Source organism: Peribacillus sp. P4_B1 (assembly GCF_056402395.1).
In genome coordinates, this window is the sequence record NZ_JBFUHM010000042.1 from 11,538 (window position 1) to 37,957 (window position 26,420).

Below are 26,420 nucleotides of genomic sequence, written 5' to 3' on the forward strand. Positions count from 1 at the left end.
ATTCCATATTCAATAATCAGCAAGCATTTCAGAACCTACATATTCATATTATGGTAAAATCATCTATATAAAACAGCCCAACCCGGCTCTTTCAATCTATTAAATGAAGGAGTGAATCCAGTGTAAATAAAAAACCATTCTAATTATCAATGGACTTTATTCTCGTAAAAGGATGGTACTTATGAAAAACAAATCGTTTCGATGCCTTTGGATTGGTCAGGCGTTTGCAAATCTAGGGGATATATTTTATGTAGTCGGGTTGATTTCACTATTATATACCTTAACGGGATCGGCCTTTTATTTGAGTCTGCTCCCTTTCACTACAACGATATTTCGGTTTATCAGTAGTTTACTTGCCCCCCTTGTCATCGACAGGTTTCCTTTAAAAGGAATCCTTGTACAATCTCAATGGTGGAAGACTATCTTACTCGTTGTCTTAGGAATCTATATAACAAATTTCAATCATGGTTTTGCTGTTGCCGTCATGTTCTTCATTGCCATGATTTCATTATTGGATGGAGTCGCTGCCCCGGTTAGCGCAGCTTTGGTTCCTCAATTAGTTCCAAAAGAAGAACGGATGAAGGCGAATGGTTTCTTGAATATGATTACCCAGACAATCTTTGTAGCAGGATGGCCTCTCGGTTCCGTCTTATTAATAAGTACCAACAGCAGTATCATTATCTGGCTTACGATCATACTGTTTGCCGTTTCAACCCTCTATACAGTAAAAATTGAAGTCTCAGAACAAACAACGAACACCGTTCGTCCGTCAAACCGGGATTCGATTAAATCCGGATGGATAGCGATTCGCCATCTCCCAACTATCCGTACACTCATTTCCATTGATTTTATCACAACGTTAGCTTCAAGCGTTTGGGTAGCTGCCGTTATTTATGTATATGTTGATGAGAACCTGCAATTAGGTGAGGAGTGGTGGGGATACATTAACACAAGCTACTTTATCGGCATGATTTTCAGTGGATTGATCGTCATCCGTTTTGCCAAGTTACTAGAAAAACATATAGGATTCTTCATCATTTTCGGACTATTTCTCAGTGCAATGCTGATCCTGCTTTTTGGATCTACCAGTATTCCAGCATTCGCATTGCTGCTGGCATGTCTGTATGGTCTCCCTGAACAAATCCGGGAAGTGATTTACACCAAGCTATTCCAAGACCATGCTTCGGAAAAGACGCTTGCGAAAATTTATGCAGTTTGGGGAGCGGTCATCAATCTTACATTTGCCGGTTCTGTCTTGCTGTTAGGCTATATAACAGAAACATACAGTGTCGAAACAACGTTCCGATTTTCTTCCACCCTGATTTTGCTCGCCTTTCTTTATGCAATTTTTAAAAGGAAGCACTTATATGGGAAGGAAACGTGATCAACCACTGTCAAGATCGAATATGCCTAGCCTAGCCGACCCTTCATTCCTTTCGATTCGCCGTTAAAGAAAAGGAGCCTTGGTTTTTGAAGTGAACCCAAAAAGTTGACACTTTATTTAATTAGGCAGCCTTGAGGGCAGGGATTTAATTTCTGTGTATTTATCCTCACGACCGAAGGCGTTTGCCCGTGCCATGTTAGAAATGGATAGAAGCAGATTTAAATCAATTTGTTTACTTAGTTCATGGACTGCTTTCGCTTTGTCTTTCTTGTAGGGCTTCCTTTTCTTGAACTAAGGCATTCAACTTTTTTAGATAGTCATTCCCTTCTCATTCGGCAAGAAGTGCTTCTTGAGAGCATTTAGATGGCGGTGTTTTCTTGGTTTCTTTTTTTCATGGATAGACGCCCTTTTTTTAAAAAATTTAAGGGCGTCTATACCTCCTTCCTGTAGAATCGAAGGAAGGTTATAGTGTACAACGGTCTCGCTGATCGATGTCTCATATTCATTTATATATTTAAGTACCTCTAGTTTAAAGGGCAGAGTGTAATTTGTATAGGATGAAGCAAGTCCTTCCATCACATGTTCAAGATAGCGAGCGACCCATCCTTTCAGAGGGGATAAACCACATTTCTTTCATATGCAATGGATTTATAGGATTTTTCCCCTTCCAATTACGCTAAAACTGCATGTATTTTTTCGTCTATCGTAGATTTAGTCAAAAAAATGGCACCTCCAATTGTTAGACAACATCTAACAATTGGAGGTGCCGTTCATTTTCCATGGCTCCCTTTCTTTTTAGCGATTAGAAGGCCACGAACACGATAGACTCACATTAAAATCCTGGTGTGATTGTCTTGGTCCTGATGAAAGTCACACAAATAAACAGACAAAAAAATAAATTCTCCTCCTCTTTTCCCAAATTCGTTTTATTTTATTATCAAGATATTCTGTTCCATAAACGCCCAATTCTGAGGGAATTGCAAGCCAATCTGCCAATAAGTGGCCCCTATCAGTTCATATGCATCAATCAATTCATATTTAGCGCTTATCGAACGAATATCTTCTAACCAAACGACATGTTTCGAATTCTCTCTTCTATAAGAATAGGTAGGTGATGCCGCGGAAGTATCGAAAGTGATTTCAGAACTAGTTGCAATCGCAAGATTTTGGGCATTTTGCGCTGATAAAGCCTTAGTCTCATGGCTAGGCACTATCCAATCGTATCCATACATAGGAAATGCAGACTGTAATTTACTTCCTGGTATATTCGCCAAAGCATAACGGATAACCTCGCCCATCCACCAAAGAGGGGAAATTGGTTCAGGCGGGCCAGTTGGATACCCATAATCAATGGTCATCACGGCAACTAGGTCGGCTGCCTCTCCAATCCCCCGATAATCATGACCGCCTACAATTCGATTATCGGGATTATCTGCTGTTTTTGCATGTACGTTCACATGGAGGATCAGTTCGTTCAACCCCGCCTTTAATTCTTTTAAAAAAAGCACATAATCTGAACGTCGTGCAGGAGGGATGAATTCGATATCCATACTGACACCCCCATAGCCTTTCTCCCTTACGAAATTCAACATACTATTGATTAAATTCGCTCTGAATCCTGAATTAGTGAGAACATCACCAGCCAAGTCAGCATCAAAATCCCCCTCTTGGAAATTCCGGATCATCAATAGCGGCGTCACCCCGGCTTGCTTGCATTTCGCGATTAGGGGGAGGTCATCACCTTCAATGAATGCAAAGCCTTCCTCGGTAAAGGAATAAGCTACAATGGCTAAGTAGGATAATTTATCACCATTCTCCTCAAGTGTTTCAAATACTACCCCACCAGAAGTCGGGAAGGCAAACCCCAGCGTAATCAATTGATTTTTGTAAGGAGACGGAATCGAAATTTCTGTGCCAACCTTTAGCGAGCTCGCAACAATTCCTGGATTGGCCTTCATGATTGCCGCAGCACTTGTTCCAAAACGACTGCCTATTTTAGAAAGGTTATCCTGATTTTTAATAAGATACCTTCGATTCACCACATTTTGATTAGGTATATACAATGCCAGACCAGGAACCAAAGCTGCTGATTCCAATCCGTTGACTTCAATTATCCTCGATGGGTCAACTTTATTTTTCGTGGCGATTTCCCAAAGACTGTCACCTTTTTTCACAACAATGATCGTCATTCAAAACCCTCCAACCCCCCTCCAAAAAGTTTATGTTATTCAGGTTAATAGATAGAACGAATTATCTCATTTCCATAATGATGGTATCCCATGCGATATTTAAATGATGGGGTTTTTACGAAGTGGAATAAAGGAATGCTTAATAAAAAAGAGGATGTCCAAAAGGACACCCCTCAATATGAGCCATCAATTGATTTTCCGTTTTACCCATTCTTACATACATCAAAGTAAATTCTTAATATCGTAAAACTTCCCATTCTCCAAATCTTCCACTTCAATTAGCTGCAATAGTTTTTCTGCCACAAATTCGGGACTCCTTAACATACCCTTCTCTTTATATTCATGGAATTTGTCTCGATTGGAAAAGTCCCGTTCGTCCGCTGACCTGATTGTTCCCTGCATCTCCGTATCCATTACACCTGGTGAAAAAGATATGAGAGACGTAGGGAAAGGTAATTTACCCTGTTCCGACCCTGCAACCCGCGTGAACATTTCTAGCCCTGCCTTAGTACTGCAGTAGGCAGCCCAGCCATGATAGGGATTTTTTGCTGCACCTGAAGATATGTTCACCACTACCTTCTTTCTATTCCAGTCCCGGGTTAGTTTAACGAATTCATCGGTCAATACGATGGGTGCCATGAAATTCACCCGCATGCTTGTTTCCAAATTTACCTGACCAAGGTTCCCTACCGGCTTTATCGGTTCTATGACACCTGCATTATTAATGAAGTAAATGTCACTTTTTTCATCGACAGCAGCAAGAATCTCAATGATTAAGGAAGGTAACTTATCAGTCTCATTCAAGTCCATCGAAATGAATGTAAGTTTCGTCCCGAATTCTCCAGCCAGCCTCTCCATTTCAGGATGGGCTGTACGGGAAACTAAAATGCAATGATCACTCGTCCGCATACATCGCTTGGCAATGGCAGCACCTAAACCTTTAGAAGCTCCTGTGATTATAAAAGTTTTCACGGCATTTCCCCCTTTAATAGATCATTTTCTATTGTACCAAAAGAAGCGGCCCACATAGTAATGGGCCGCTTCTTTTTAAATTATAAAATGGGCGATACCAGTCTTGCAATGGACTCCTTAAAACGAATCCATCTTGATCGCTTTTCAAACTCTTCAATTGTAAGCTGCCTGCAGACTTGGATATCCTTATAAAAAATGCTTGTCAGTGTTTCGGCCATTCCTTCATCATAAATGAAGGCATTGACTTCAAAATTCAATTTAAAACTTCGGACATCAATGTTAGCTGTCCCCACCGAAGAGACCTCTTCATCCACGACGATCATCTTCGCATGTATAAAGCCGTTATCATAGATGTATATTTTAGCTCCCGCTCTTAATAATTGCCCTGCATTGAAAGTTGTTGCCCAATAAACGAAAAGGTGATCCGGTTTATTCGGAATCATGATTTTTACATCCAATCCAGACAAGCTGGCAATCCTGAGTGCATCCAATAAACTTGCATCCGGTATGAAGTAAGGTGTTTGAATGAGAATCGATTTCTTTGCTGAAGAAATTATTTTAATATAGCCATTTTTAATTTGTTCCCATTCAGAATCCGGCCCACTTGTCACAATTTGCAAATCTATATTGCCTTGAGGCTCTAAAGTAGGGAAATAATGAGGCTGATATGTTATATCATGGTGCTTTGATGCCTGATTCCAATCCAGGATAAAACGGGTTTGAATGGCTTTTACAGCTGAACCCCTTATTCGAAGGTGTGTATCACGCCAATAACCGAATTTTGGGTTAAGCCCTAAATATTCATCCCCTACATTAAAGCCGCCAACATACCCTACCTTTCCATCTATGATGACAAGCTTTCGATGATTACGGAAATTCAACCGTAAATTTATAAATTTTAACTTGGATGGAAAGAATGCCTCCACTCGTCCTCCTGCCTGCCTAAATTCCCTGAAGAAACTTTTAGTCATTCCCCTAGATCCCAACTCGTCATAAAGAATTCGCACTTTGACGCCTTCATTAGCTTTTTTAGTCAAAGCCTCAATGAATCGCTTACCAAGGCCGTCCCTTTGGATGATGTAATATTGTATATGTATATGGTTTTCAGCCTCTTCAATATCTTTAAAAAGCTGGTCAAACTTCTTTTTTCCTTCCGTAAAAATATCGACTTGATTATCTTCCGTAAGAACGGCATCATTGTTCCGGAGGTGCATATAAATCAAATCACGATAATTACTTGAAGAAGCATTTCGAAAGGGAAAATGATTTGTAGAAAGCTCTTCCATCTGTTTATCAAGGATTTCTTCAATCCCGACCTTCTTCTTGTCCTCCCATTGGAACAAATGGGCGTGCCTTAAACTCGTTCCAAAAAGGAGATATAAAATAAAACCAACCACAGGCAGAAAATATAACACCAATAACCAAGCCCAGGTGGTGCTCGCTTCCCTTCTTTCGAAAAATATGACAATCGTGGCAAATAATATATTAAGAATGATAACAAGGCCGAGCAAAACCGATGTAACATGCGTAAATTCCATAGCATACCCTCACTCAATTTTTATCCCCTTAAGGATAACATGCAAATTCTTTATATCAAAGGATTTGCTTATTATAAAAGGAAAACAGAGAATTCACAAAAATAGGCCTCCTCCTGTAGAGACCCATTTAATAAAAACATCCACTGCCCCACCAACATTTCCCAGTATGAACAGATTGTTTTATAATCATTCTCTTAATAATCCCAACTCAACATTAACATAAATGTAAATTGACTTACCGGCTTTTCACCAATAAATTCACAGCTTCTTTGACTAGCTCCTCGGGATTCTTTTCTCCGGTTTCATTAGCCTCCCGAACGCAATCTACAAGATTGGAACTTACAATTACCCCAATTGTCCTGTCGATTGCGGATCTAGTGGCAGATAACTGCGTTACCACATCTCTACAATCTTTGTTTTCCTCCATCATTTTCAATATCCCACGAAGCTGCCCTTCAATTCGCTTCACTCTATTCTTCATCTGCTTATCATATTCCATGTGAGGTCTGCCTCCTACCTGCCAATTACTTTTGAATCCTATCCAGACTCCATCATAAAACCCGTTCAGTTTGAAGTGAAGCTTGAATAAAAATCTTACAATTTATAATACATACCACTTAGGTATAATTGTCAAGTGCCAATGATCAATATTCCTAAATCCATATGTAATTTCTATTTTTGTACAAGCAGACTTTGTGCAATAGCCTCAGAAAACTCGATTATCATTTGGGGAACGTAGGTTTTTAACAAAGCATTGACAATCGGGGCTTTAGCACCTTTTGCCGTTATCGCCAGGCAGCCAGTCATTTTAGTCTTTCCACTGCCGCACTGTTCTGCTAAAAAATAGCCATGGCCCTCAAATTTTTCATTTAACCCCTTAAGTTTAAATGTTACCTTATCGGGTTCGTTCCATTCCAATATATTCACTTCAAGTTTAATTTTCTTTTTCATTAGTCCCAAATCGCTTTTAAACTCCCATATAAGTGTCCCATCATTTATCATCTCATGATTGATATATCCTGGGACAAGAGGTGCCCAACGATCTATGCTACTAACAAAACCCCATACTGTTCTTATCGGAACCGGTAAAATGATACTATGCAATCCTTCTGACAAAGCACTTCCCCCTTAATCATTTTACTTACATCTTTTTAACATATGGCTGAACAATAAAGATTAGACCGGATAGCAAATTAGATTCCGAAACAAATTTTCACAATATTACTGTCGTATTTGTCTTTAAAAAAACTCTTTAAAGATAGTACACTATCAGCTCATAACTTTAATAAAGGCTGTTTTACATACTTTGTTGCTATTTACCAGGTAGTGAATTGAGGTTGATTTCCCCTCCAGATGCTCGCTTTCCGCAGGGCGGGCGATGAGCCTCCTCGGCGTAAACGCCTGTGGGTTCTCACCTGTCCCGCTGCTCCCGCAGGAGTCTCGCACTTCCGCTCCAATCAACCTTAAATAGTTTCGTTTTAAAAACAACAAGCTTTACGAAAAGAGCCTTAATAAAAGATATCTTCATCATTTCAAAGAATCGCCCCTCTGAAATGGAAACCATCCTTTTTGTATCGTATTATGTACTCAGTATAAACGGATTGTCGGGACCCATAATCTGCCTAATCAAGAGATCTGGTGTGGGCAGCCAAATCATAGTTGATAATACCACCTCCAAGGACGTTTATATTTTCAAAAAAGGTGATATTTTTTTGGAATAAACAATTATTTGCCATTTGGAAACTGGGCGAAGAATTCGATTTAAACAAATACAGAAAGAAGGAAGTGTAAACAATTGGAGAGCCGGGCCTAGCCGTAAGCAGCTATTTCGTTTCAAGAGGGGAACAAACGATTTAACGGTGGCTTAATGACACCTTTGACGATTGCATTACCGAGGATGACTGAGTGAAAATTTCACATTAGAATATTATTTACAAATAAATAACTATGCCTTTAAACCAATGGTCCGAAAGGCATAGTTATTCCATAATTATATAGATTAATATTATCTTTTACTGGTTATTCCCGATTGAAAAGAGACGCTCCCGCTATACCAGGCTTTGTCATCTCATAAGGATTTAAAATCAAATCCAGTTCTTCTTCTGTTAACACATCATACTGTAAACAAAGTTCACGAACTGATTTCCCCTTTAAAATCGCTTCACGCGCAATACGTGAAACCACTTCGTAACCAAGGTGCGGGTTGACTGCTGTAATCACACCAACACTTTGTTCAACATAATCTTTTAAATGTTGCTCATTCGCTTCAATACCTTCTAAACAATAATCTGTAAAGACATTGAATGCATTATTCATTATGCTAATAGATTGTAGTAAATTGAATACAAGCACTGGCTCCATTACGTTCAATTCTAATTGCCCTGCTTCTGAAGCTAAGCATATTGTATTATCGTTCCCGATCACTTGGAAAGCAACTTGATTAATTAATTCTGGCATTACTGGATTTACTTTTCCGGGCATGATCGATGAACCTGGTTGACGTGCTGGAAGTGTGATTTCTCCTAATCCCGCTCTTGGTCCTGAAGCCATCAAACGTAAATCATTAGCAATTTTAGACATATTCATCATGCATACTTTCAATGAAGCTGACACTTCAGTATAGGCATCCGTATTTTGTGTTGCATCTACTAAATGTTCTGCTCCTACAAGTGGCAATTCACTGATTTCAGCTAAATACTTAACAACATTTTCAATGTAGCGCGGATCTGCATTTAATCCCGTTCCAACTGCTGTTGCTCCCATATTCACTTCATATAAATGTTGACGTGATTGACTAATTCTTTTGATATCGCGCTCTAATACGCGACTATAGGCCTCAAATTCTTGACCGAGACGAATTGGCACTGCATCCTGAAGATGTGTGCGTCCCATTTTGATAACATGATCAAATTGTTTTGCTTTATTCTTTAGGACCGTACTCATCTTTGTCATTGTTTGTATCAATTGCTCTAATAGTCGTAGTGTTGATAAATGAATGGCAGTTGGAAATACGTCATTTGTTGATTGCGACATGTTAACGTGGCTGTTTGGACTAACATGTGCATAATCACCTTTGTTGTGTCCCATAAGTTCTAACGCACGGTTGGCAACGATTTCATTGATGTTCATATTCATCGATGTACCCGCGCCGCCTTGAATTGGGTCAACGATGAAATATTCATGCCACTTTCCATCGATCACTTCATCTGAAGCTTTAACGATAGCGCTTCCAATACCTTCATATAACCGTTTCGTGTCCATATTCGCTAAAGCGGCTGCTTTTTTAATCATAGCAAGTGCACGAATCATTTCTTCATTAACTTTGTAACCGGTAATCGGAAAATTTTCTACAGCTCGTAAAGTTTGTATCCCATAATAAACATCTGCTGGAATTTCCTTTTCCCCAAGAAAGTCTTTTTCAATTCGGTATGTTTTTTCATCTATTAACATTTCCTCTTGCCCCTTTGTATGTTCTAGAATGTAATGTCCTCTGCAATCGGTGTTTCCATCATTTCCTTCACCTTTTTGGGTTCCTGTGTTTTTGCTAATACCCACATCAACTTAGGAACGATGGCTTCTGTATTCATATTTCTCGAACGAATGATGACATTCTTATTTACTTTTCGTCCCACTTCGTATATATCCATATCCTCCCCTTCTTCTAAACATTGGGTAGTAATGACAACGGATATTCCACATTCGACCAACTCATTCAATTTCTCTAAAATATTTCTTCCTTGAAATGGAATACCGCCGCTTCCATAACTTTCAATAACAATTCCCCGATATTGATTTTTCAGAAAATCAAAGAATTCCGGCTTAATTCCGGGATGCAGCTTAACTAAAGCAACATCAGTACAAAGGGATCCATCTAACTTAGGTTCCTTATTCTTTAGTGAATGAACTGGCTTAAGATACTCAATTTTATCTTCATATATGGAAGCAATATAAGGATAATTAATACTTTCAAAAGAATCATAGCTTTTCGTTCTCAATTTAATGGCCCTAGTACCCTGGATGACTCTACCATCAAAAACTACATATACTCCTCCGATATCTTCACAAGCAAACCGAATCGCATCAGAGATATTTCTTTTGGCATCCGTCTTTTTAAAGGCGATCGGGATTTGAGAACCAGTAATAATTATCGGTTTCCCTAAATTTTGTAACATATATGAGAGCGCAGCTGAAGTGTAAGCCATTGTATCTGTTCCATGGGTGATGACGAAGCCATCGTAATCATGGTAGTGCTCATGGATGGATTTTGCCATTTCTGTCCAATCCTCGGGCTGCATATTCGTACTATCAATATTCATCAAAGGCTTACTATCAATCTGACATTGTAAATCTAATCCCGGTAGGTGGCCTAAAATTTCGTCAGCCTTCATCTCCGGTACCAGTCCATTTTTCCCTTCTAACGAAGCAATTGTACCACCGGTAGTAATCAACATCAACTTCTTAATTTTTGACTTCAACTTCTCCAATATACTACCCCCTATAGAGCCTCCCTGTTTACCAATCATTCTAAGCATCTCAGAAAGGATGTACTTTGTGAATGTCTATATTACGCGTACACCATATGTAATTATAGTCATGTTCCACTGTGAAATCAAGCGTAAGTTATTCATTACGCGTACACTTCATTGTAATATGATGTTATAATAGTTTTATATATAAAAGGAGAGTAATAAAGATGATTTTAAATAGATTAACTGCATTAAGGAAGGGCAAAAGATGGTCTTTACAATATACGGCTGATAGACTCGGAATCGCTAAGAGTACCTATGCAGGTTACGAATCGGGGCACCGCCGCCCTTCATTAGAAACAATTAATTTATTAGCCGGCTTATATGAAACATCCACCGATTACATTCTAGGTAGAGTAGATTATCCAGTTTTTCAGTCTGGAAATGTTTCCACAGAGTCCAATCAAGTCATGGAATTAACGGATTTCCCAAACATGGAGCTAGCTGTCGATGGAACCTCTCTTTCTGAAGAAGAAATGATTCAATTTATTGCTTTTATTAGATCTAAGCGAGAATTGGAAGTAAATCGCAATAAACAAAATGAAGCAACAAGACATTGTGCTGAAATCTGATAAGTTGGACTTCTGATATAAATCTCGGCAGCAAATAAACGAAACCTGAGTATAGACTATCATATTCTGTAGCATTAAAAAGGTACCGGCCATACAGCATCAGCGTTCCTTAAAGTTATTCATGTCATTAGTATTTTTGAAGGTTTGGAATTGTTTTCACTATCTCCCTTATAGTTGGGAACTTCCGGGAGAAAGAGGCTATTAAGTTCATGAACTCCATTTAAAAAAATTAGGTAAGTCGTCCTGGTTATGATTAATGTTGAGTTTTCACGTTCGTGACTCTCACCCCAATTAAGAATGAGTAAAAATTACTTACTGGTTTGTAGCTCTTCAATAAAATTTAGTTTTTATTAATTAATAGAAGAAAGTCGTCTTATTCAAAGATCAGATCATCCACCATTTTTATCCTATTCCCAATTTTCTTACTTCAAATAATATCAAGGGAATTTTGGTCCGATTCAAAATATATACGTTTTTAATAATAATTTCATATCGATATAAAATGGAACGGAAAGACATATAAGCATAAGAAATATCGGTTTAATACTCCGGCTTTTCCTTTTTATTTATTTGCAATGAAAGAAAAAACCATAGCAAAGCTCATGGTTTCCCCCATAACATAGCAATGAAATCTTTAAAAGTGAATTTTTAACGGCATCGGAAGTTGCTTAATCTCACTTTTAATAATGTCCCCACCTACATTCTGCTTCCCTGTTTAAGGCATCTCGTCTTCTTTTTCCCGATTCTTAAAAGCTTCATGTGTGACAATATCCTCAATCTGTTCATACTGTCGGCTGTGTTCCTTCTCTTCGCTTATTCTATTATTAGGTAAATTTCCAGGGTGACCTTTTTCTTTATGATTAAAATTTTTACCACGACTCATACTCATTCTCTCCTTCCTATTCTTGTTTGTTTAGTTTTCCCAAGCAAAAAAAAAATATGATTTAATTTCACTTTTTACTTTTTCGTTAATAACTGCTCATGCTGGGCCGACTTACATAAAGGATGTTTTTCAACGTTGTCACAAAGCATTTCGACTTAAAATGAACATGTGAATCCAAAACATGGCTGYAAAATCAAGTAAGCCCCAGTGTCAGTGAGTTGACGACTGGGCCATCAATATTTGTCGAGAACGGCTCCCATCGTAAACTCACAGCAAACCCGGTCAGGACCCGAACAGCATATCTTAGCGATCATTTATATCCCGATCTTACACGCCTTTTTTTAAAGGGACTAGACAAAAATAAGCAAGGCGGCTGGTCCCGGTCTCTTTACATATTACTGAACCTGAATAAAGAGACCAAAAAGAACAGGTACCGCCTGATAAAGACGCTTCCTGTTCTTTTTGTTTTTGGCTTTGTTAAAGAATAATGTTGTTATTTGATTCAKACGAACATTCATTCTATAACGAACTAAAATTACTGAGAGCGAGTGAGTTTTAATGGCGGTAGCGGACATAATTAACCTAATCAGAAATCTAAGCCAAAGAGACCAGCAGCAATTGAAGGAGTTCTTCACAGGGAGTGCGGGAGAAACAGAGTCTGTATTCACTGATGTATCAGAACAGAAACACAAAGACGGCTACACCTGCACCCATTGTCAATCCACTAATGTCATTCGCTTCGGTAAATATCAGGTAAAAACTACAATCAATACCATTGATTCGTCAAAGATACCGTTGCAAAGAGTGCGGTGAAACATTCACGATATGACTAACACTCCTCTTCACAGAACTCATATGCCTAGTAAATTGCTTCAGTTCATCGAATGTATGATTGAAGGGTATTCCCTTCGGAAATCAGCTAAACCCATTGTTGCTCATTATGTGACGCTTTTTATTGGAGGCATAAAATTCTAACTGCATTGAAACAGATGGATTTTGAACTTTTCGAAGGCATAGTAGAAAAGAATGAAACCTATTTCCTCTATTCCGAGAAAGGAAAACGGAATATCCAAGTTGGAAAACCAAATTTACGCGGTGGTAGTTCGGAGTTTAGAGGAATAAGTAAGGACCAAGTATGCGTTCTTATAGCCAGAGACCGCCAAAAGAGAACGTTTTCCAAAACAATAGGAAAAGGGCGTATTATAAAAAAAGTTTGGACGAAGCGTTAGGTTCCAAGGGCTATCAATACAAAATGTTCTATGTACGGATGCTTGGCGGGCGTTTATGACTTATGCCAAAGAAAAAGGAATTGAGCGTCAATCGCTATAAAAGCAAATGGTTGGGAGCGAGTTAAAGGGATTTATCACATCCAGAATGTAAATAGTTATCACAGCCGTTTAAAGAGCTGGATGGAGCGTTTTAATGGTGTAGCGACTAAATATCTAGATCATTATTTGAGCTGGTTCCAATTCTTAGACACCATCAAACATCTAAAAGATAACTTTACGATAACCAAAATGGTTTTTAGACAGTTGTTCTTTCTCAGTTAACACAACTTATGATAAACTGACGTTACCAGAATTTTCCGAATGACAGAATGTTCATTGTTCCGTTAAAGGGCCAGTTTAATTGAACAAGGAATTGGCATGACACCTTAATTAGTGAGCTATCTACAACACGCCGCAAATGAATTTTGACCAAAGGGAATATCTATTAAAGGGATTAAATTGGAGGGAATAGAAAATGGATGTAAAGACACTTTTGTTACAACAATGGGCAAGCTGCTTAGATGAAGAAGACTGGTTTCCACCACTAGAAAAAGTGCTAGAGGATATCACTTTTGAACAGGCAATTTGGAAACCAGCTAATCGGGCAATGAATTCCATTTGGGAATTAGTTTGTCATTTACTTTTCTATGAAAAGAGATTTCTGATGCGATTTCTTGGTGAAAAAGCGAATGAACCACAGGCAGAAAATAATGAATCTACATTTCGATTACCAACTGAGACGTTAGAAAATTGGAAGGAAACAAAACAAGAATACTTTTATGTTCATCGTGAACTTGGAAAAACACTAGCAAAATCAGAACATGAAGATTTGTATAGACAGATTCCAGGAGAAGATAATTCATTAGTGCTTGAACTGAAGAGTTTAGCAATGCACGACGCATATCATATTGGGCAAATTGTATTCCTCAGTAAAATGCAAGGAGCTTGGGCAGGGAAACGCAGCTTTTAAAAAAGCTTCATTAGCTTTACAGTTATTCCATTATAGTGGGCTTTAATGGAATAAGAACGAGAACGTCCAAATCGGACGTTCCCATATTTTATAGCTGAAAACAACAATACCACTTAACAAAGCCCTGTTTTTTATATAATGATTATTAAAAACAGTTGATATAGGAATAAAGCTATGAGGATACCACTTCGGAAGGTCGCCACTTTCTTGAAATCTCTTCAATATGATGAGGTGCCGTTCTGCAGCATCCTCCGATTAAACGTGCCCCAGCATGGTGCCATTCTTCAGATTTTTGTTCGAGCGTGTTACATGATTCTTGACCATGCCATGTTTTAGTTTGTGGATCATAGGTTTCACCAGAATTCGGATAAACTATAATTGGTTTTTTTGTGTTCGCACTTAACACCTTGATGGCGTCCGTGACAACTGATACTGGTGCACAGTTAATACCGATCGCAGCAATTTGCTCACTGTCCTCAAAGAACTTTGCACAATCCTCCAGCAATGTACCGTCACTTATTGCTTTCTCATTTTTCAAGGAAAAGGATAGCCAAGCATATACTTCTGGATAATCTTTCAATAATGAATTCAATACTTTTGCTTCTTGCAGGGATGGAATCGTTTCAAATGCTAAAAGGTCAGCACCTGCTTCAATCAAAGCTGATATTCTTATTCGATGAAATTCTGCTAAAGTTTCATCTGAAACACCATAGTTTCCTACATATTCTGAACCATCAGCGAGGTAAGCCCCATAGGGTCCTACTGATGCAGAAACCAATGGCTTAGGTCTATTCGTTTGCGTCTCTTCCTTCCAAAAATCATCTCTCGCTCTTCTTGCGAGAAACACCGTTTTCTGAATTAACTTCAGGGCCTCTTTTTCTTGTATTCCACGCAGGGAGAAACCTTCAACAGTAGCTTGGTAGCTTGCAGTTATCGCACAGTCCGCTCCTGCACGGAAATAGTCAGTGTGAACCCGATAAATCACCTCTGGATTTTCAAGTAATACACGGGCAGACCACAGCGGATCGTCCAAATCACAACCATACCGCTCAAGCTCTGTAGCTAAAGCTCCGTCCAGAATCATGACTGAATGTTCTCGTAAAATAGCGTCAATTGGGTTAATTTTATTCTTCAAGATCTACGCCTCTTTTCTTTGAAGTTTGTGTTACATAATAACTTCCATAGCAAAACAAAATAAATGGAATACCGCAATAAAGCGCAATCCGTTGTGTAGGATCAAATGCAATTCCTATACAAGAAGCAAGACAAAGCATGAAAGAAATGATTGGTACAAGCGGATATAATGGTGTACGATAAGCCAAGTCATTTACTGAATTTCCTTCTTTTATAAATCGTCTCCGAAATAGGAACTGTGAAGCGCTAATACTCATCCAAACTACAACCACGGCCAGACCCGAAATGGACACAAGCACTATATATACAGTATCCGGTGCAATAACACTAGAGAACAGGGCTAAACCACCGCCCAACATACTGAAAATGACTGCATATATCGGAACACCTCGTTTTGTTAATATTGCGAATATTGGTGATATGGTTTTCTTATCTGCAAGTGACCAAAGCATTCTGGAAGAGGCATATAGACCTGAGTTTGCAGCAGACAAAATGGCAGTTAAAATAACAAAGTTCATAATATCCGCTGCATAAGGCACTCCAATTCGTTCAAGAACGGCCACAAAGGGGCTTTCTAATACGCCTGCATCCGAAATAGGCAATAATGCGGATAATACAACGATGGTTCCTACAAAAAAGATAATCAATCTCCACAATGTCAGACGAATTGCCTTTGGTATCGTTTTTTCTGGATTCACAGTTTCTCCAGCTGCAATTCCGATTAATTCAGTTCCAGAAAATGCAAAATTCACTGCAAGCATCGTCATGATAATGGCAAAAGCACCATTAGGAAATAACCCTGCACTTATAAAATTGGAAAATAGCGGTGCTGATTGAGAGTTAGTCATCGGTATAAAACCTACCATTGCAGCAACTCCCAAAATAATAAATATCACGATCGCAATTACCTTTATTGACGCAAACCAAAATTCAGATTCAGCGAAAAACTTGACAGTCAGCGCATTTAATACAAAAACCAAAATGGCAAATAGAGCACTCCAAATCCAGACATTGATTGATGGATACCATCTCTGCATCAACAATCCAGCGGCCGTGAATTCCGAACCTAGTGCAACAGTCCAGGTTAGCCAATACAACCAGGCTACTGTATACCCTGTCCCAGGTCCAATGTATTTGGCTGCATAGCTATGAAACGCACCTGTCTCGGGCATATGTACTGCCAGTTCACCTAAACATAGCATGACCAGATAAACCACTAGTGCCCCTATCAGATACGAAAGGATAGTGCCAAACGGGCCAGCCTGTTGAATCGTATAACCCGTACTTAAGAATAAACCAGTTCCAATCACCCCCCCAAGCGATAGCATGATTAAATGCCGTGCTTTCATTTCCCGTTGAAATTCATGCTTCCTTTTGTTCTCCATTGATACTCCCCTTCATCCTGCATCCAGAAAAAACGAAAACGCACTCTAATAAGAGTGCGTTACTGACAAATAAAAACGTAGGGTCTCATCTATCAGGGTTTCACCCCCTGGAATTAGCACAGTGTCGTAGCAGACCTGTTGCTGAGGTTTCATAGGGCCAGTCCCTCCACCTCTCTGGATAAGAAATTTATTTTTTTATTACTTTATCAATCTATGAAAAAATTGTCAAGTATTTGTTTTGGATTGTAAAGACTTGCTTTTTTGCGGGCAAGTCGCTCAAGACTTGGAGATAACGGAAGATAGAAAAAAAAAAGTCGACATCTTTTTAAAGGTGTCGCCACAATTCTTAAGGACGTTCCAATTCAAATAATTCTCCTAGTTTTGTATAGGTATGACCCGCTAATCTTGCGACAGGTTTTAGCCCATTCTGATCAATTCGGCCATTATGGTAAATATCTTGCTCTATATGATAGCAGACTATTTTCCCTATCAATAAATCACAACCGGGTTTATTCTGGGAACCTGCCAATGGTATCGCATGCTCTAATATGCACTCAAAGCGTACCTTTGCTTCTTGCAATCCTGGTACGGATACCTTATCACTGACAGCCGGCGTGAAATTAGTAAGACCCAATTCACTTTCGTCAGATGGGAGTTCCTTCGCCGTTCGATTTGCATCAGCTACATTATTCTCATCAGTGATATGAACAACGAATTCACCTGTTTGAATTGCATTTCGAGCCGTGTCCTTTGAAGCTCCTTCTTTCCGTTGAACAGAAATGGAAATCATTGGAGGATTTGAACTGACTATGTTAAAAAAGCTGAACGGCGCTATATTGATTGTACCGGTTTCGGATTGTGTCGTAACCAAGGCTATAGGTCTCGGTATAATGCTTCCAGTCAAAAACTTATAATTATCCCGTTCAGTAAGACTTTCAGGATTAACAGAAATCATCTTCATTCCCTCTCATTCTTATAAAAAGTTCTTTTGAAACCATGAACCCGCTGCCTCAACCTCTGAACGTGTTAACTGATGACCGTAATTTTCCCATTGAACATCAACTGTAGCACCAGCTTGCAGTAAAAGTTGATTAAGTTCATCAGTTTCTGCTGCCGGGCAAATCGGATCGTTTTTACCTGCAGCAATAAATACAGGTATATCCGAAAGGGACGGCAAAGCAATCCCTCGTCTAGGCACCATGGGATGATGAAGAATCGCCCCTTGTAATGCCCCTTCGAAATGGAACAGCAAACTTGCCGCTATATTTGCACCATTGGAATAACCTAATGCTACCACTCTTTCACGGTCGAAGTCATATTTTTTGGACGCTGATTCCAAGAAGTCATAAAGCTCCTTCGTACGAAAGATCAAATCTTCTTCATCAAAAACCCCTTCGGATAACCGGCGGAAAAAACGGGGCATTCCGTTTTCAAGTACATTTCCCCGTACGCTCAATACGGATGATCCCGGTGAAACCATTTCCGCTAATGGCAAGAGATCTGTTTCCGTTCCTCCAGTGCCATGTAAAAGCAAAAGCAATGGCGCTTCTGGATTACTTCCTTTTTGAAAAATATGCTTCATCATTTATCCTCCTCAAGTACTCTCGGCACTGCCGGCAGTAACGTTTTCTCCATGATTCCCCTTTTTTCTTCCAGCCATGGCGGGAGCATTAATTTACTACCCATCGTTTCCTTCGTTTCATCATGAGCGAAGCCAGGTGGATCTGTGGCAACTTCAAAAAGTATACCTCCATCTTCCTTGAAATAAATGGCATCGAAGTATTGACGGTCTGTAAAGGGTGTCACACCATAGCCATGGTTGGCGATATGCTCCCTCCATTCTTTATGATCTTCATTATCGATTGCACGCCATGCAAGATGATGGACAGTTCCCACTCCGATGTTCCCATTTGGCAAAACCGTTTTTTTAACATCTATCAAATTTCCGATGTCCGATGTGGATTTGAAGCGGATGTAATCGCCCTCTTCCCCCATTTTTTGCAGGCCCATCACTTTCTCTAATAGTTCCATCGTTTTGATCGGTTTTGACGTCAATAATACGGCACCGCCGAATCCCTTGACCGCCTTGGAAGCTGGTACACCACCGAATGACCACTCGCTATTTTTCCCTTCTTTACGCTCAACCAGTTCAAGTTGCAAACCATGGGGATCTTGAAATTCTAGATATTCCTCTCCAAAACGTGAAACTTTCTCGAATACTATATTAAACCTGTTCAACCGCATTTCCCAGAAATCCATTGAACCTTCCGGAACCGCATATGTTGTAATCCCCACTTGTCCAGAGCCAATTTTCCCTTGGTATGCCGCAGGCCAAGGAAAGAAAGTGATGATGGTCCCTGGTGAACCTGATTCATCCCCAAAATATAAATGATAGGTTCCTGGGTCATCAAAATTGACGGTTTTCTTGACCATGCGCATTCCCAATACCCCAGCATAAAAATCCACATTCTCTTGAGGATTGCCTACAATTGCTGTTATATGATGTATTCCCGCGGTTTTCTTTTGCATGCTGATTACTTCCTTTCCCGGTGATTAATTTGTTGATTTTGTATTCAGCGGTTTTAAATTCGATTCAATATCCTGTCTTTTCGATTCTAAAAAAGGTGGTAAGGCAAGGTTTTCACCTAGGTGCTGCTCTGCTTCATCCACAGTAAAACCAGGCCCATCTGTCGCTAGTTCAAATAAGATGCCATTCGGCTCCCTGAAATAGAGGGAACGAAAATAAAAGCGGTCTACATAACCCGAGTTCACAAAATTCGATTCACTAATTTTTTCCATCCATTTTCTCAGTTCCCCTTCATTATCCACCCGAAAGGCAACATGGTGCACTCCGCCCCTCCCCAATCGTTCTCGAGGGATGTCCTTCCTCTCTTCGATATGGATTTCCGCTCCTGTTCCACCCTCACCTGTCTCGTAAACGACAATCGGATTTTGCCCCCTTAAAGAAGATGGGTATGTTCCTGATTTCCGGAATCCCAACACCTCCGTTAGTACGCTTTGTGTCTGGTCAATATTGGGTACAGTGAGTTTTACTGGTCCTAATCCAATGATGGAAAACTCTTGCGGTACCGGGCTTCCATCCCATGGTACACCTGCTTGAATTCCGTTACTACCCTGATCGGAAACCAGAAGAAGCCTTTGCCCCTCAGGATCTTTAAAAGAAAGCACCTTTCTTTTAAAACGGGTCGATATTTCATCATGCTCAACATTGCATTCTACAAACCGTTTTTTCCAATATTCAAGTGCTCTATCATCCCTAACCCTTAAAGAAATTTCTGAAATGCTATTGTTTCCTTCGTGAGTGCGGGCAGCATTGGGAATTTCAAAAAACGTCAGTTCTGTACCCGGTGACCCAATTTGATCTCCATAAAATAAGTGATACACACGAACATCATCTTGATTCACCGTTTTTTTGATTAATCGCATCCCTAACACTCTCGTATAGAATTCAAAGTTGTTTCCCGCTTTAGCTGTAATCGCTGAAACATGATGTAATCCTTTTAATTCCATCTGTACCACTCCAATCTTTATAAATCTCCCCTTACGGAGATGAATTATCCGAAAATAATATCTCGAATTCGAGATATTCAACTAGAGGTAAATTACTTTTAATAAAAATATCTTGATTTAAAGATAAATGATAGTGATTTATTTGTCAACCTTTCTTTCATTTAAATATTTCACCCGCATTCACTTATAATAAAATATTAAAACCAGGTCAAACGGTATAATTAATGGAGGTGTAATATGGCTACAGATTTTTTATGCGCAATTGAAGATAGGCGCTCTTATTATTCCCTTAGCAAGGTAAGTGTTGTATCTGATAAAGGATTAAAGAAGTTATCGATCATGCCGTTCAATATTCCCCTTCCGCTTTCGACTCCCAAAGTGCAAGAGTGATTGTTTTAAGTGATCAAAGCCATGACCAATTTTGGGATATCACGAGAGAAACATTACGAAAAACCGCCGGGGACAAAGATTTTGGAAAAACGGTAGAAAAAAAGAAGTCATTTAAAAATGGTTATGGTATGGTTTTATTCTTTTAAGACCAGGCCATTATTGATGGGCTTCAAGAACAATTCAAAACGTATGCCGATAACTTTCCGATTTGGTCGAACCAATCATCTCGCATTTTACAATTTGCGTATGGACTTCATTGGAAATCGAGGGGTTCTGTGCAAGCCTTCAGCATTATAATCCCTTAATCGATGAAGAAGTGAAGAAGGCATGGGATATTCCTCGGGAATGGAAACTCATCGCACATATGTCCTTTGGAAAAACCACTGCAGAACCTGGGGATAAAGAAATTCTCACCTCTTGAAGAACGGGTAAAATAGTATCGATAATACAATAAAGGGCTAGCTCTATTTGCCGAGCCAGCCCTTTCATTTATCACTTTAATAATCCGGTAATGTTGCAAAGAATTTTGAAAATATCAGTGATGCAAAGCCTATATACGCCAAAACCGGCATGATTTTAATATCTTCACTGTCGTTCAATACGTACATTTCACTTCCCCCAGTAACTTATTTAATTGGTGAAGAACGCCCCGGTAGCCATTCCTTCAAATAATATGGGAGTTTACCTGAATATTGTTTGGATGCATGTCCACTTTTCAGTAGTCTGTATGTCTTATCCTTACATGTTAGATGCTCCATTACCGGATAAATCATCTCCTGAGGGACCAAACGATCATACTTATTTGCTGTGACCAAAACACTAGCATCAATTTTCGAAAGCTTCGCCTTTTTCCCCCTAACCTTAAAACCACCATTAACCAAGCGATTTTTCATCAAAAGATCCTTCGTTATTTGTTTTGCAGCTGCTCCTGATAATGGCACATGCCCATTGGTCCACGCGTTGAAACGGCGCCAATTTTGAACGTATTCAGCATCATCCGCTTTATTCAATAAAGATAAATAGGGTGATATATATATAGGAGATGTAATTAAACGGATTCCATATTTAACTGCACTTGCTGGGATCGTTTGATAAATATCAATCGTCTCGTCAAAATCCACGGTCCCTTCTTTTAATGCTTCCTGCCATTGATCAAAAAATTCTGAGGCGCTGAAATCTACCGGTGTAACGGAGAGGATCAAATTCTTGATCGGCTCGTCGGCAATGGCAGCATATATCGCTGCTAACGTACCGCCGAGACAAAACCCCATAACTGTAATTTCTGATGCTCCAGAGTGACGTAATGCACGCTGCACTCCTTTTTGAATATAATCGACGATATAATCTTCGATCGATATCTCGCCATCTTCAAAACCCGGGCTTCCGAAATCAAGCAAATATACATCAAAACCTTCATTTACAAAAGATTCTATTAAACTATTCCCTGGGGACAAATCAAGAATCAATGGAGTATTGATTAGTGAATATATAAGAAAAACCGGCACATCATATTTTTTTTGTGCCGACGGATAATACCAGAGCGTTGATTTGTTTTTTTTCCACACCTCTTTTTTCGACGTCAGACCCACTTCAGGCATAGGCTGATTGGGAATATCCAAAAAATGCTTCCATTTAGATATGGGTTCGGACTGATGTTTCTGCACTTTCCGTTTAGACATTTGAATTCCCCTGTCCAAATGAATCGAATTTAGGCAACTGGGCACTTAATAATAAGGACTCATTCATAAAATCCGCTAACCTTTTTTTACTCCCTTCTATTTCATTGGATTCCCATCCTGATTTCTTTAACTTTTTACGCGATGAATAAGCATTCCGTTTATTACGAAATGAAGAATTCCCTCTGACATTCCCGTCCCTATCCATAAGTAACTCTTCTAACCTATCAATTTTTTCTTCGAGCTGGATGACTAATTTTGCAAGACTCGCTACATCTTTTTTTGTTGGGTAATTCATGATGATGGACATTCTTTCTGAGGCTTCCTGCATCCTATTTATTTTTGGAATCTGCAATTGTGCATTGTCGCTTACTGTTTCAATTAATTCCCGGTTATTCAGCAGATTTTGAAATTTGTGATTCAGCTCTTGCTCTTTTTGTACTCCTAGTAGTTTAAGCCCTTTATAAAAATTTGATTCCTTAGCCATATATATCTTTCCTTCCTTTCTCCTCCATTTATGCTAATGCCGATGTTCCCCCGTCAACGATCAAAACATGACCAACCATATAGTCAGAAGCCTGTGAGGCTAAAAATACGGCGGCTCCCTTTAAATCATCTTCATTGCCAAACCTGCGAGCCGGAGTATTACCTAATATGTCATAATTGGATTTCTCAAGAATTCCCTTTGTGATTTTGGTCGGGAAAAATCCAGGTGCTATCGCATTGACCTGGATGCCGTATCTTGCAAGTTTAACTCCTAAATCTTTAGTCATTGTAATGACGGCACCCTTACTGGTGTTATAAGCTATGGTATCCAATACCTCAGGAAACGTACCGCCAAGACCTGTCACGGATGCGATATTAATGATTTTTCCGGAATTTTGCTGTATCATAACCTTCGCTACAGCCTGTGAAAACAAGAATGTACCTGTAACATTTACATTCAATACTTTTTCCCACTTATCCTTGGGAAGATCCACAAATGGACCTGACCAGGACGTGCCGCTATTATTGACGAGAATATCAATCGTACCGAATTGAGCAACCGTTTCCTGTACCACAAGATCAATGTCACTCTCATTCGTTATATCACATTCAAAGGCAATGGCATTAACACCCATTGATTGCAAGTGTTCACATACTTCCTTACATACAGGAAGATTTCGTGAAGCAATGGCTATATTAGCGCCAGCCTCCCCCAAAGCCATAGCAATCTGTTTGCCCAATCCTCTTCCTCCTCCGGTAATGATTGCCGTCTTATTAGTCAAATCGAACATATTGCTCAATGTAGTCAACTTTTCAGCCCTTCCGTAATGAATTATTATTTATATAGAACTATCTATATCATTATAGAAAAGCCTATCCAATATTGTGCTTAAAATAGCCTAATGCCTCTGCCTTTTGTTTTACCAAGCTTTTAATGGGCCGATTCCTTTAGATTATTCGGCAGGTTTTTATGTCCCAATCGGTGATAATTAGACCGAACGGGCACTTTATTCGGCCGATTGAGCAAAATCGAATACTTGACCTATTTAATCGTTTACACTAGAGAATAGTAAGGAGGTTTTAAAATGACTATACATCACTTTCATTTAACCGCAGAATGGCCCGGCGGCAGAAATGATATCGGCATGATTCAATCAGGGAATCTTCAAACACAGATAAGTATCCCTATGGAAATGGAGGGGCCAGGGATCGGCACAAATCCCGATGAAATGCTGCTTGGAGCGGCCTCGACCTGCTATATCATTACCTTTGCTGCCATGTTAGAGCGAGCCCATATAAAAAAGGCCAGCTTGACCATGCAATCGGAAGCCATAGTGGATGTTACGAATGGTGTATTCACCTACAAGAAGATCATTCATCGCCCTACACTTGTATTAGCACCGGATACATCTGAAAAAGCGGCTGAAAAGGCGAGGAAGCTTGCTGAAAAAGCTGAAGCTTCTTGTATGATTTCAAGAGCGATCAAAGGTAATGTAGCTGTGGAATTGAACGCGGCAATTTCCATTGCACAACATCCTTAAACAGGAAAAAAGTGCCTAAACCGGTAAAGGTTAGGCACTTTTTGAACTATTGAATTGCGTTCACTTTATTTTCAACCTCGCGGCACACTTCATCAGCCGATAAACCATTTGCCTCAATGATAGACGCTTTTAATGAAGTATCACTAATTCCCATCACATTAGTATCCAATCCTGTTACCACACAACAATCCACGTTTTTTGCGTCAGCTTCTTGTTTAATCTCCACAACATCAAAACCTTTTTCACGAAGTGCTTCCTGAATATTCGTTAATGATTCTTCAACACCGATTTTTGACATCAACACACACCTCCTCTTCTTTCTAACCTGTCCTTTTCACCTTCAATATATGTATAGGATGCAAAGGAAATAGGGAAAGTAATATCGAGGTGATAAACATGAATGGAAAACACAAGAAAGATGCATCACAAACCCGTTTAGGTTCTTCTCAGGTTGAGGGGCAAGGTACCACTACAAAAGAAACCGGGTCCTTCACTCAACCATCTTCACTTAAAAAGCAAAAGCGTTCATGATCAAAATGAATCCCATCATGGAATTCATTTTGGACAAAAAACGCTTGGTTTAACCGCCAAGCGTTTTTCCCTGCATAATCCATGTTAATTGTACCGCACCCAGGAAGCTCTTTTCTTATATATTTTGTTTCCTGATTTCCCGTTGGATTTTTAAATCATTCAATTGATCCCCATCAATGGTTTTTGAACCCACTTTTGCTTTTTCTGCTTCATCCTGGTTAAAATCACTTGCCTTTAAATTATTATTGGGAGCGGCTTGTTCGTTCCATTTGGTCATCATGATCTCCTCCTCATTCCTTTTATCTTTCCCAAACCAAAGAATATTCATGAATACACCACATCATTTATTGCAAAGATACTAATGGAGGTGGTTTTATTGGAACCAAACAAACCCGGCAATAAGAATGCACCGGATTTTAAAGAGCTGAACGACCGTATCATCAGGGAGCCATCACAGAGTCCCCGTTTAGTCATCGAAACAAATTTGGATGCAAAGAATGTAAATGATGAGAACCCCTATTCCGATAGAATCAACAGTGATGGATTTGCTGATTTTTTTGAGGAATAAAACAAAACCGGCTTAATAAGCCGGTTTCAGACTGTAGACAAACTCGATGAAAATCGAGTTTGTCTATTTTTTTATGAGTTGTACAATTTGGCCGTTGATTTCCACTCCAGGCACTCGCTTTCCGCGGGCGGTCGGGGAGCCTCCTCGGCTTTCGCCTTTGGTGTCTCCCCTAGACGCGCTTTTCTAAGCAGGAGTCTCGTACACCCGYTCCAATCAACTTTGTCTTATCTTTTAGATAAACASTTTTGCCCTGAGTCGCTTTTKTTTTAAAATAGAAGTATTAAAACTTGAGGTGATGAGGATGCTTTCTAAACATGATTCTATTCAGCGAGATCAACTTGAAATGATTACGTTAGATCAACTGGTGCCACCGAACCATTTGGTTCGTAAAATGGAGGCTGCCATTGACTTCACTTTCATTTATGACTTGGTGAAAGAGATGTATTCAGAGGTAGGACGCCCAAGTATTGATCCAGTTATTTTAGTTAAACTAACATTCATTCAATACACCTTCGGTATTCGTTCCATGCGTAAAACGATTGAAGAAGTTGAAACTAATATGGCTTACCGTTGGTTCTTAGGCTATGGTTTCCATGATAAAGTACCTCCTACTCCACGTTTGGGAAAAATTATGAGCGACGCTTTAAAGATACAGACCTGTTTGAACAGATTTTCTATCGCATTTTAATGACAGCTGCTAATAAAAAGTTAATAAGTGCTGAACACGTTTTCGTGGATTCCACACATGTGAAAGCCAGTGCGAATAAACGGAAATTTGAAAAGAAAATCGTTCGTAAAGAAACACGAGCGTATCAAGGGCGTCTTCAAGAAGAAATCAATCAAGATCGTGAAAACCATGGAAAGAAGCCTTTTCCA

At 39.4% G+C, this 26,420-nt stretch carries 26 protein-coding genes, 3 pseudogenes and 1 riboswitch; of the genes and pseudogenes, 9 read left to right on the plus strand and 20 right to left on the minus strand.

Going from position 1 to position 26,420, the window contains the following annotated elements:
* The first annotated feature begins 181 nt into the window (after positions 1 to 181).
* On the plus strand, positions 182 to 1,384 hold the full coding sequence (locus AC1DVK_RS20120) for an MFS transporter (protein ID WP_477627241.1): 1,203 nt from the start codon (positions 182 to 184) through the stop codon (positions 1,382 to 1,384).
* 926 nt (positions 1,385 to 2,310) lie between these two features.
* On the opposite strand, the gene AC1DVK_RS20125 is transcribed toward AC1DVK_RS20120, so the two are convergent.
* The 8 genes from AC1DVK_RS20125 to AC1DVK_RS20160 all read right to left on the minus strand — a co-directional run bounded on the left by AC1DVK_RS20125 (position 2,311) and on the right by AC1DVK_RS20160 (position 10,546).
* Positions 2,311 to 3,573: a glycosyl hydrolase family 18 protein gene (locus tag AC1DVK_RS20125; RefSeq protein ID WP_089363338.1), complete on the minus strand. Its 1,263-nt coding sequence runs from the start codon at positions 3,571 to 3,573 to the stop codon at positions 2,311 to 2,313.
* Between the two features lie 222 nt (positions 3,574 to 3,795).
* The gene (locus AC1DVK_RS20130) at positions 3,796 to 4,545 is read right to left on the minus strand and encodes a (S)-benzoin forming benzil reductase (protein WP_176431951.1); all 750 of its coding nucleotides are present in this window, start codon (positions 4,543 to 4,545) and stop codon (positions 3,796 to 3,798) included.
* Between the two features lie 80 nt (positions 4,546 to 4,625).
* Positions 4,626 to 6,083, minus strand: coding sequence for a cardiolipin synthase (gene cls, locus AC1DVK_RS20135; RefSeq protein ID WP_089363336.1), 1,458 nt, complete (start codon positions 6,081 to 6,083; stop codon positions 4,626 to 4,628).
* A gap of 235 nt (positions 6,084 to 6,318) precedes the next feature.
* On the minus strand, positions 6,319 to 6,582 hold the full coding sequence (locus AC1DVK_RS20140; protein WP_061463458.1) for a metal-sensitive transcriptional regulator: 264 nt from the start codon (positions 6,580 to 6,582) through the stop codon (positions 6,319 to 6,321).
* A 173-nt stretch (positions 6,583 to 6,755) separates the two neighbouring features.
* Positions 6,756 to 7,199, minus strand: coding sequence for a CoxG family protein (locus tag AC1DVK_RS20145; RefSeq protein ID WP_477627242.1), 444 nt, complete (start codon positions 7,197 to 7,199; stop codon positions 6,756 to 6,758).
* A 153-nt stretch (positions 7,200 to 7,352) separates the two neighbouring features.
* A complete protein-coding gene (locus AC1DVK_RS20150) occupies positions 7,353 to 7,571 on the minus strand; it encodes a hypothetical protein (protein WP_477627243.1) in 219 nt (72 codons plus the stop codon).
* A gap of 531 nt (positions 7,572 to 8,102) precedes the next feature.
* Entirely contained in the window at positions 8,103 to 9,533 is a 1,431-nt protein-coding gene (gene aspA / locus AC1DVK_RS20155; protein ID WP_061463460.1) for an aspartate ammonia-lyase, read from the minus strand.
* 23 nt (positions 9,534 to 9,556) lie between these two features.
* Entirely contained in the window at positions 9,557 to 10,546 is a 990-nt protein-coding gene (locus AC1DVK_RS20160) for an asparaginase (protein WP_377382931.1), read from the minus strand.
* A gap of 230 nt (positions 10,547 to 10,776) precedes the next feature.
* Here AC1DVK_RS20160 and AC1DVK_RS20165 point away from each other — a divergent pair, with 230 nt between their 5' ends.
* On the plus strand, positions 10,777 to 11,181 hold the full coding sequence (locus AC1DVK_RS20165; RefSeq protein ID WP_089363333.1) for a helix-turn-helix domain-containing protein: 405 nt from the start codon (positions 10,777 to 10,779) through the stop codon (positions 11,179 to 11,181).
* Positions 11,182 to 11,896: 715 nt separating this feature from the next.
* Here the strand turns inward: AC1DVK_RS20165 and AC1DVK_RS20170 are convergent.
* A complete protein-coding gene (locus tag AC1DVK_RS20170) occupies positions 11,897 to 12,064 on the minus strand; it encodes a hypothetical protein (protein ID WP_162878727.1) in 168 nt (55 codons plus the stop codon).
* A 558-nt stretch (positions 12,065 to 12,622) separates the two neighbouring features.
* On the opposite strand from AC1DVK_RS20170, the pseudogene AC1DVK_RS20175 reads away from it, so the two are divergent.
* Both AC1DVK_RS20175 and AC1DVK_RS20180 read left to right on the plus strand, forming a co-directional pair.
* Positions 12,623 to 13,657: pseudogene (locus tag AC1DVK_RS20175) on the plus strand (IS1595 family transposase).
* Positions 13,658 to 13,807: 150 nt separating this feature from the next.
* Positions 13,808 to 14,302: a DinB family protein gene (locus AC1DVK_RS20180; RefSeq protein ID WP_477627244.1), complete on the plus strand. Its 495-nt coding sequence runs from the start codon at positions 13,808 to 13,810 to the stop codon at positions 14,300 to 14,302.
* A 172-nt stretch (positions 14,303 to 14,474) separates the two neighbouring features.
* Here the strand turns inward: AC1DVK_RS20180 and mmuM are convergent, their stop codons facing one another.
* The 6 genes from mmuM to AC1DVK_RS20210 all read right to left on the minus strand — a co-directional run bounded on the left by mmuM (position 14,475) and on the right by AC1DVK_RS20210 (position 20,352).
* Complete coding sequence (gene mmuM / locus AC1DVK_RS20185; protein ID WP_081108819.1) at positions 14,475 to 15,437, minus strand: homocysteine S-methyltransferase; 963 nt, start codon at positions 15,435 to 15,437, stop codon at positions 14,475 to 14,477.
* The gene (gene mmuP / locus AC1DVK_RS20190) at positions 15,427 to 16,821 is read right to left on the minus strand and encodes an S-methylmethionine permease (RefSeq protein WP_089363331.1); all 1,395 of its coding nucleotides are present in this window, start codon (positions 16,819 to 16,821) and stop codon (positions 15,427 to 15,429) included. Before mmuP ends, mmuM begins: the two co-directional genes overlap by 11 nt.
* An 82-nt stretch (positions 16,822 to 16,903) precedes the next feature.
* Positions 16,904 to 17,006: riboswitch (SAM riboswitch) on the minus strand.
* 161 nt (positions 17,007 to 17,167) lie between these two features.
* On the minus strand, positions 17,168 to 17,776 hold the full coding sequence (locus AC1DVK_RS20195) for a flavin reductase family protein (protein ID WP_477627245.1): 609 nt from the start codon (positions 17,774 to 17,776) through the stop codon (positions 17,168 to 17,170).
* A gap of 18 nt (positions 17,777 to 17,794) precedes the next feature.
* Positions 17,795 to 18,403, minus strand: coding sequence for an alpha/beta hydrolase (locus tag AC1DVK_RS20200; protein ID WP_061463465.1), 609 nt, complete (start codon positions 18,401 to 18,403; stop codon positions 17,795 to 17,797).
* Positions 18,403 to 19,350: a ring-cleaving dioxygenase gene (locus AC1DVK_RS20205; RefSeq protein ID WP_477627246.1), complete on the minus strand. Its 948-nt coding sequence runs from the start codon at positions 19,348 to 19,350 to the stop codon at positions 18,403 to 18,405. Before AC1DVK_RS20205 ends, AC1DVK_RS20200 begins: the two co-directional genes overlap by 1 nt.
* 24 nt (positions 19,351 to 19,374) lie before the next feature.
* A complete protein-coding gene (locus AC1DVK_RS20210; RefSeq protein WP_477627247.1) occupies positions 19,375 to 20,352 on the minus strand; it encodes a ring-cleaving dioxygenase in 978 nt (325 codons plus the stop codon).
* A gap of 237 nt (positions 20,353 to 20,589) precedes the next feature.
* Between AC1DVK_RS20210 and AC1DVK_RS20215 the strand changes: the two are divergent.
* A pseudogene (locus AC1DVK_RS20215) lies at positions 20,590 to 21,179 on the plus strand (nitroreductase family protein).
* Between the two features lie 189 nt (positions 21,180 to 21,368).
* Here the strand turns inward: AC1DVK_RS20215 and AC1DVK_RS20220 are convergent.
* Genes AC1DVK_RS20220 through AC1DVK_RS20230 form a run of 3 tightly spaced genes read right to left on the minus strand, consistent with a single transcriptional unit; the run spans position 21,369 to position 23,695 of the window.
* Positions 21,369 to 22,421, minus strand: coding sequence for an alpha/beta fold hydrolase (locus AC1DVK_RS20220; RefSeq protein WP_477627248.1), 1,053 nt, complete (start codon positions 22,419 to 22,421; stop codon positions 21,369 to 21,371).
* Positions 22,414 to 22,905, minus strand: a complete 492-nt coding sequence (locus tag AC1DVK_RS20225; protein ID WP_089363326.1) for a hypothetical protein — start codon at positions 22,903 to 22,905, stop codon at positions 22,414 to 22,416. Before AC1DVK_RS20225 ends, AC1DVK_RS20220 begins: the two co-directional genes overlap by 8 nt.
* A gap of 28 nt (positions 22,906 to 22,933) precedes the next feature.
* Positions 22,934 to 23,695, minus strand: a complete 762-nt coding sequence (locus tag AC1DVK_RS20230) for an SDR family oxidoreductase (protein WP_318686903.1) — start codon at positions 23,693 to 23,695, stop codon at positions 22,934 to 22,936.
* Between the two features lie 294 nt (positions 23,696 to 23,989).
* Between AC1DVK_RS20230 and AC1DVK_RS20235 the strand changes: the two genes are divergently transcribed.
* Positions 23,990 to 24,445 (plus strand): OsmC family protein, encoded by a 456-nt coding sequence (locus AC1DVK_RS20235; protein WP_410860860.1) that lies wholly within the window; start codon positions 23,990 to 23,992, stop codon positions 24,443 to 24,445.
* Between the two features lie 46 nt (positions 24,446 to 24,491).
* Here the strand turns inward: AC1DVK_RS20235 and AC1DVK_RS20240 are convergent, their stop codons facing one another.
* Positions 24,492 to 24,743 (minus strand): YkuS family protein, encoded by a 252-nt coding sequence (locus AC1DVK_RS20240; RefSeq protein WP_061463471.1) that lies wholly within the window; start codon positions 24,741 to 24,743, stop codon positions 24,492 to 24,494.
* Between the two features lie 98 nt (positions 24,744 to 24,841).
* On the opposite strand from AC1DVK_RS20240, the gene AC1DVK_RS20245 reads away from it, so the two are divergent.
* A complete protein-coding gene (locus tag AC1DVK_RS20245) occupies positions 24,842 to 24,976 on the plus strand; it encodes a YuzL family protein (RefSeq protein WP_089363323.1) in 135 nt (44 codons plus the stop codon).
* Between the two features lie 115 nt (positions 24,977 to 25,091).
* On the opposite strand, the gene AC1DVK_RS20250 is transcribed toward AC1DVK_RS20245, so the two are convergent.
* Positions 25,092 to 25,253, minus strand: a complete 162-nt coding sequence (locus tag AC1DVK_RS20250; protein ID WP_377382885.1) for a hypothetical protein — start codon at positions 25,251 to 25,253, stop codon at positions 25,092 to 25,094.
* Between the two features lie 99 nt (positions 25,254 to 25,352).
* On the opposite strand from AC1DVK_RS20250, the gene AC1DVK_RS20255 reads away from it, so the two are divergent.
* Positions 25,353 to 25,544 carry a hypothetical protein gene (locus AC1DVK_RS20255; RefSeq protein ID WP_410860862.1) on the plus strand — a complete coding sequence of 64 codons (192 nt, stop codon included), beginning with the start codon at positions 25,353 to 25,355 and terminating at the stop codon, positions 25,542 to 25,544.
* Positions 25,545 to 25,845: 301 nt separating this feature from the next.
* Positions 25,846 to 26,420, plus strand: a pseudogene (locus AC1DVK_RS20260) (transposase); the annotation flags it as partial.